At 65.6% G+C, this 5,429-nt stretch carries 7 protein-coding genes; 2 read left to right on the forward strand and 5 right to left on the reverse strand.

Going from position 1 to position 5,429, the window contains the following annotated elements; translation table 11 throughout:
- A partial coding sequence (locus AC1D1W_RS19660; RefSeq protein ID WP_476944582.1) for an LPXTG cell wall anchor domain-containing protein occupies positions 1 to 122 on the forward strand: 122 nt, incomplete at its 5' end.
- Between the two features lie 190 nt (positions 123 to 312).
- Here the strand turns inward: AC1D1W_RS19660 and AC1D1W_RS19665 are convergent.
- Together AC1D1W_RS19665 and AC1D1W_RS19670 are read right to left on the reverse strand one after the other, a co-directional pair.
- Positions 313 to 948, reverse strand: a complete 636-nt coding sequence (locus AC1D1W_RS19665; protein ID WP_243177471.1) for a LysE family translocator — start codon at positions 946 to 948, stop codon at positions 313 to 315.
- 166 nt (positions 949 to 1,114) lie between these two features.
- The gene (locus AC1D1W_RS19670) at positions 1,115 to 1,933 is read right to left on the reverse strand and encodes an alpha/beta fold hydrolase (RefSeq protein ID WP_476944578.1); all 819 of its coding nucleotides are present in this window, start codon (positions 1,931 to 1,933) and stop codon (positions 1,115 to 1,117) included.
- Positions 1,934 to 2,030: 97 nt separating this feature from the next.
- Between AC1D1W_RS19670 and AC1D1W_RS19675 the strand changes: the two genes are divergently transcribed.
- Positions 2,031 to 3,095: a hypothetical protein gene (locus AC1D1W_RS19675; protein WP_243177473.1), complete on the forward strand. Its 1,065-nt coding sequence runs from the start codon at positions 2,031 to 2,033 to the stop codon at positions 3,093 to 3,095.
- Positions 3,096 to 3,122: 27 nt separating this feature from the next.
- Here the strand turns inward: AC1D1W_RS19675 and AC1D1W_RS19680 are convergent, their stop codons facing one another.
- The 3 genes from AC1D1W_RS19680 to AC1D1W_RS19690 all read right to left on the reverse strand — a co-directional run.
- The gene (locus AC1D1W_RS19680) at positions 3,123 to 4,136 is read right to left on the reverse strand and encodes a patatin-like phospholipase family protein (RefSeq protein ID WP_476944579.1); all 1,014 of its coding nucleotides are present in this window, start codon (positions 4,134 to 4,136) and stop codon (positions 3,123 to 3,125) included.
- Between the two features lie 256 nt (positions 4,137 to 4,392).
- Complete coding sequence (locus AC1D1W_RS19685; RefSeq protein ID WP_476944580.1) at positions 4,393 to 4,920, reverse strand: DUF427 domain-containing protein; 528 nt, start codon at positions 4,918 to 4,920, stop codon at positions 4,393 to 4,395.
- An 87-nt stretch (positions 4,921 to 5,007) separates the two neighbouring features.
- A partial coding sequence (locus AC1D1W_RS19690; RefSeq protein WP_476944581.1) for a polyphosphate kinase 2 family protein occupies positions 5,008 to 5,429 on the reverse strand: 422 nt, incomplete at its 5' end.

The raw sequence follows: 5,429 nt of genomic DNA on the forward strand, positions 1-5,429 counted from the left end.
GGCTTATTCTTTCGATCCTGGGCTTCGCCGTGAAGGGCCTGCTCTGGTTGGCCATCATCGGCCTGGTGCTCCTGGTGGCTACGGCTGTATGGGGCTGGGTGAAGCGAAAGGCCAAGGCCTGATGCAACCCTGATCTTCATTCGGCGGCGGTCGGTCCTCTTCAGGACCGGCCGCCGTTTTCGTGAAATTCGCGGAGTCAATGTGCCAACTGAAGGTCCAGAGGAGGGAGACGAATAACCAGCTCGGCTCTTGAGTGGGTTGGCATTCTGCCGGATAGGGAACTGCACCTGTCCGTCGAGGTCCGGCGCGCCGCTACGAGCTGGTGCTGGATGCCAGTACGCCCAGGCCGAGCGCGGCGATGATGCCGCTGCTGCCGCGTTCGAGCCAACTGCTCACCCGGGGGCGCTGCAGCCAGGCCATTGCCTTCGCTGCCGCGACGGCTACAGCCGCCAGGTAAAGGAATCCAATGGCGCTTTCGATGGCACCGAGCACCATGGCGGTGTCCAGGGTGTTGCCGCCGTGCGGAATGAACTGCGGCACGACGGCGAGGTAGAACAGGCCGACCTTGGGGTTGAGCAGTGTGGAGAACGCGCCGGCACCGAAGCCGGTCCTTCGGCTGTAGCTCCGGCGGGGAGCGTGCCCGGCCGCCGGGGATGCAGTTGTGCGGCGCGCCCGGATCAGCGACGAGATTCCCAGATACAGCAAGTACAACCCGCCTGCGATCTTCAGCCAACGGAACACTTCCGCCGAGTCCTCCAGCACGGCGGCGAGCCCCACTCCTACCAGCGCGGCCCAGACCAGGGATGCCAGAGCTGAGCCCAGCGCCGCCGCCAGGCCGGCCCCGGCACTTTGCAACGAGATCCTCAGCACCAGGAAGGTATCCGGGCCGGGGGTGACGGAAAGCAGCAGGCACAGCCCGGCAAAGGCCAGGAGGGTCACGACGGTCATGGGCACCATTGTCCTTTTGCTGGCAGCCCGACTGCAATCCGTCGCGATGGTTTGCTGCTTACCGTGCATTACATGACGCCGGTTGGACGCCGCGGACGGATCGTCTTGCCTTTGTTCGGCGGAGCCATAACACAGGGATCCGCCCGCATGCGGGCGCCACTGCCCACTAGGTTTTGTCGTCTGATGCCACGCGCACGCGCATGAGCCAGTCGGCGACAAGGGCTCGCACGAGGTTGGGTTGCTCATGGATCAAGGCATGGCCGGCGCGGTCGAGTACGGCCAACGTAGCGCGTGGGTAGTGCCGGATCAGCTCCGACGGTCCTGTGTGCCCGGCGGTGGCATCCTGTCGCCCGGCAACGACCAACACCGGATGAGGATAGGCTTTCGCGGCTTCCGGCCGATCCCGCAACTCCCAGTGCGAAAAGATCCGCATCAGGCTCGACTCGTCAGCCAGGGACGTTGCGGGAGCCACATACTCCTGGAACCGACGCAGCGTTTCAGGCGTCTGCACAACGAAGTAGCTGCGGTAAGTGGCCTCGAGATCCGAGTCGAGTGCACCGGTCAAATCGACCGACGAAACAAGGACCTCGTGCTGAGGCACGTCGCGCGTCTGCGGGCCAACGGGGCAGATCAGCGCCAGCCCGACGGCCTGATCAGGTCGCAGGTTCGCAATCGCACGGGCCAGGTAGCCGCCGTAGGACTGACCCATCATAAGAAACGGTTCGTCACCAATAGTGCTGGCGATAAGGCCGAGCAGAATGTCCACGACGTCGTCATTGCTCGTGATCGTCTCGGGCGCCGGGGTCCGGCCCATCCCGGGCAGGTCCGGATACAGGCGCCGGTAGCCAGGAACGTCGTCGAAAATCGGTTCAAGGGCACTGGCGATCTCGCGATGATCCACACCGGCGCCGTGGAGAGCGAGAACCGGCGTGCCGCTGCCGTACTCGGCGTAATGCACAGGCACTCCGCTAACCGTGGTGTCCATCCCGCAATGGTAGAACGCGTCGCGGCGATACCCGCCATCATCGACGGCACCCGGGACCGCTCCAGGTAAAGCTGCGCTCTGGTGGGAGGATGATTTGATGACGCCAAGTGTGGACGCATTTCTGCGGGGGCCCCGAGGGCGCCGTCTGTGCCTTGAACTGGCGATGCAGCTGGATCCGGACGTCAAAACGGCGGTCTTCTGGTGGGGATACGAACTTGATGGTGGACCGGGGACCTCGCGGGTCCAGCTGGGCGCTGCTGCCTCCCGGGAGGCCTCGACGCCGGCCTTTGCCGCGTCACCAGAACAGCTGGCTGCCAGGCTCGCCTCCCTGGACTTCACCGGACTTGACAGCGACCTGGTGCAGGCGGCCCTCGAGCGGTCAGTGGACACGGCAAGGTACTGGCAGGCACCCGATGGAGAGGACGTGCTCGCGGATCTCCCGAGTGTGACGGCGGCCCTGTCGCCCGTCGCGGAACAGGTCATGGCGCTGCCCGACAGCCAGTGGTTCTGGCAGCCTCGCCGGGCGGAGCAGTGGGCCATCGGCTTGCGATCGACAAACGGCCAGGCACCGCTGCCGAAGAATCCCCGACAAACACTGGCTGGGTGGGGCCGAGACGAACGAGCCGGGGAACTGCGGGCCGCGCGCGAACGCCCGGGCGATCCTCGCGCCAACTGGTCAGGAACTTGGTGGTCGATCCCGCACGGGCTGCTCCACACCGTTGGGCAGGTCCCGGCCGCACTGAGCCTCGTGGAAGATTCCCTGGGGTGGGAGCAGGCGACCACGGTTCCGGTTCGGGGAGCGGGCCGGACTCTTGAGATCGGCACAGCAGAAGACTGGATAACGCTGTGCCGCAGGTTCCCACTAGAGGTCACTGCATCCCGGCGACACGACTGGTTCCGCCTGACCGGACGCGACGGCCGATGGGTCATCCCGGATTGGGAACAAGTGGCAGGGGAGTGGGACGCCGCGCACCTCTCCGTCCTGGGTTACCTCAACGGCGCGACGCGCCCACTAACGGTCGACGCCGAAACGGCGACGGTCATCGCCGGATGGGCCCCGGACAGCACCATCTGGCTGACAGATGTCGCGCACGAAACGGGCGGCCCGCGGCAGACATGGCACCGCGCCTCGCACGGAGACCCCTGGACTCTCGCGCCGTAACAGTCGAACACCGACAGGTTTCAGCCATCACCGCCAGATTTCGGCGACCAGTTCCGCGAGGGCTCTGCCCTGGCTGTAACCAGCTCGAGCCGCAGGCGGACGCAGAGACAGATCCATCGCGTTGGCGCCGAACATGTGCTCGGCGGCGCTATCCGGGAAGACTGTTTGGACCCTGCTGCCCCCGGCGCGCAGTTCGTCGATTTGGGCGGCGAGATCCATGCCCCACTCGAGCGGCATCCGCGTCCTGCCGCCAAAGGGTGACAGCACCAGCACCCGCCCGTATCCAGCGGCCAGGTCGGCGTTCTCACTGCGTCGATAGCCGCCGTTGATGTACCGGGTCCCGCCGATGCGGTAGCCGTTGCTGGTGCTGGCGGCGACGGCGTCCACCAGATCGATTCCGCTGTGGCGGTCGAACACGACCGGGTCCCCGGTATCCGCATCAACAGCCGTGATCAGCACGGGCTGTTGCGGCCAGTGCCGGCTGGGAAGCCGGGCCGCGACGATGTCGCGCCAGCGCATCTGGGCAGAGCCGTCCGAAGCTTCCATCTCGAGTGCCGCGGCGCCCATCCTGCGGCGCATGTCGGAGGCATCCGCAGCAGAACCAATGATTCCGTTGGACCACTCCAGGTAGGTTTGCCCCGAGAGATTCGGAGCGCGTCCCCTGTCCGGTCCGGAGTGGCCGGCTTGTGGCCGAGGCACCTCGGCGAGGATGGCGGCATACAGTTCGGCCGGCCGAGTCCCGCTGGTGATCTGGGCAGCCACTGTTGATCCTGCCGATGTCCCGATGATGAGGTCGGCCTCGGTGACATCGATGCCGGCATCGGACAGGCCGGCGATGAGACCGAGCTCCCACGCATTGCCTGCCGCTCCGGCGCCGGCGAGCACCAAGGCCCGCTTGTGTGAGTTGTCGGTCTGTCGTGCGGCGTGGGCCTGTTGGCCGGGAACGGGCCAATTTCCGGGCTGTGGTGTCCGTGTCACTGCAATGGCACCGGAGGCGGTCGTCGAATGGATGCGCGGAGTTGAAGAAGGTGTTGTGTTCATGGGAGTCGCCTTTCGCGAATTTGCCTTGCGGCACTCCCGGAGACGACTACTTCAGTCGCGCGACCGTGGACTTCGGGGGAGCGCCCATTACGGATACTGCGTTCATGGGTCTCACCTCCTGAAGATTGATCACGATCACCGGAAAGCTATCACGCCGGCAAGGCGGGGCACAACGGGCATCCAGCCGCCAGAGCGCGCACCGGCTGAGTCGCCACACGCACAGTCAGCAAGTCTTGCCGGCGCGAGGGCGATGTGCTCACCACCCGGCCGTGCCCGGGCCGCCTTTGAACGGACCAACGATCTGCGTGGTGATCCAACCGCCGTAGAAGTCACCTTCCTGGAAGGTCACCTGCTCGCCGTTGACTTGGCAGGAGTCCATGTGAGCCGGGTAGAGGGCCACTCGGGTGCTGAGCGCCCCGAAACCCCGGGTGGGTTCGGGGTAGGTCCACCCGCCACGGGGAACGACGACGCCGCCGGCAACGACGTCGAAGTAGTGCGCCTCTCCCTTGAACTCGCAGAAGCTGGTGCCCCCGACCGGGACGAGTACACCGGCAGGGAATGAGTCCAATGGCAAGTAGTAGACAGGCGGGTGACTTGTCTCCAGGACGCGCACTGCATCGGTGGTGTCGGCAATCACCTGCCCGCCAARCCGCACGGTAACCCGTTCGGATCGGGGCTCGACCCTCGGCGGCCGCGGGTAGTCCCACACCGATTCTTGGCCCGCCTTGGGCTTGATGGGCTGGGGACGCCGGAAAAGGCCGGAAGAACCGTGTGGAGGAGTCATGTCCCCATGTTGCCATTTTCTGCTGGGATCCCACCGTGAGCGTGACGCATCCGTGCGATCGCGCTTCCGCCGACCGCGAGCCGGCCGCTAGTCGCCGGCGGCTTCGCGGCCGCGGCGTACGATCAGCCGGTCGGGGCTGTGGACCACGGATGTGTCCTTGTCCTCGTAGTCGAATTGGTTGAGGAAGTAGCGCATGGCGTTGATCCGACCCCGCTTCTTGTCATTGAACTTGATGGTGATCCACGGCGCATGGTCGGTGTCGGTCCGCAGGAATGTCTCCTCCTTGGCGGCCGTGTACTCCTCCCACCGGTCCAGGGAGGCGAGATCGATGGGCGAGAGTTTCCAGCGCCGCACCGGGTCTATCTGCCGGATCGCAAAACGGGTGCGCTGCTCGTGGCGGGTCACCGAGAACCAGAACTTGGTCAGGTGGATCCCGGAGTCCACGAGCATCCGCTCGAAGAGCGGGGCCTGAACCATAAAGGTGTCGAACTCCTGCTCCGTGCAGAAGC

It is taken from the genome of Arthrobacter sp. P1_B4 (assembly GCF_056406555.1).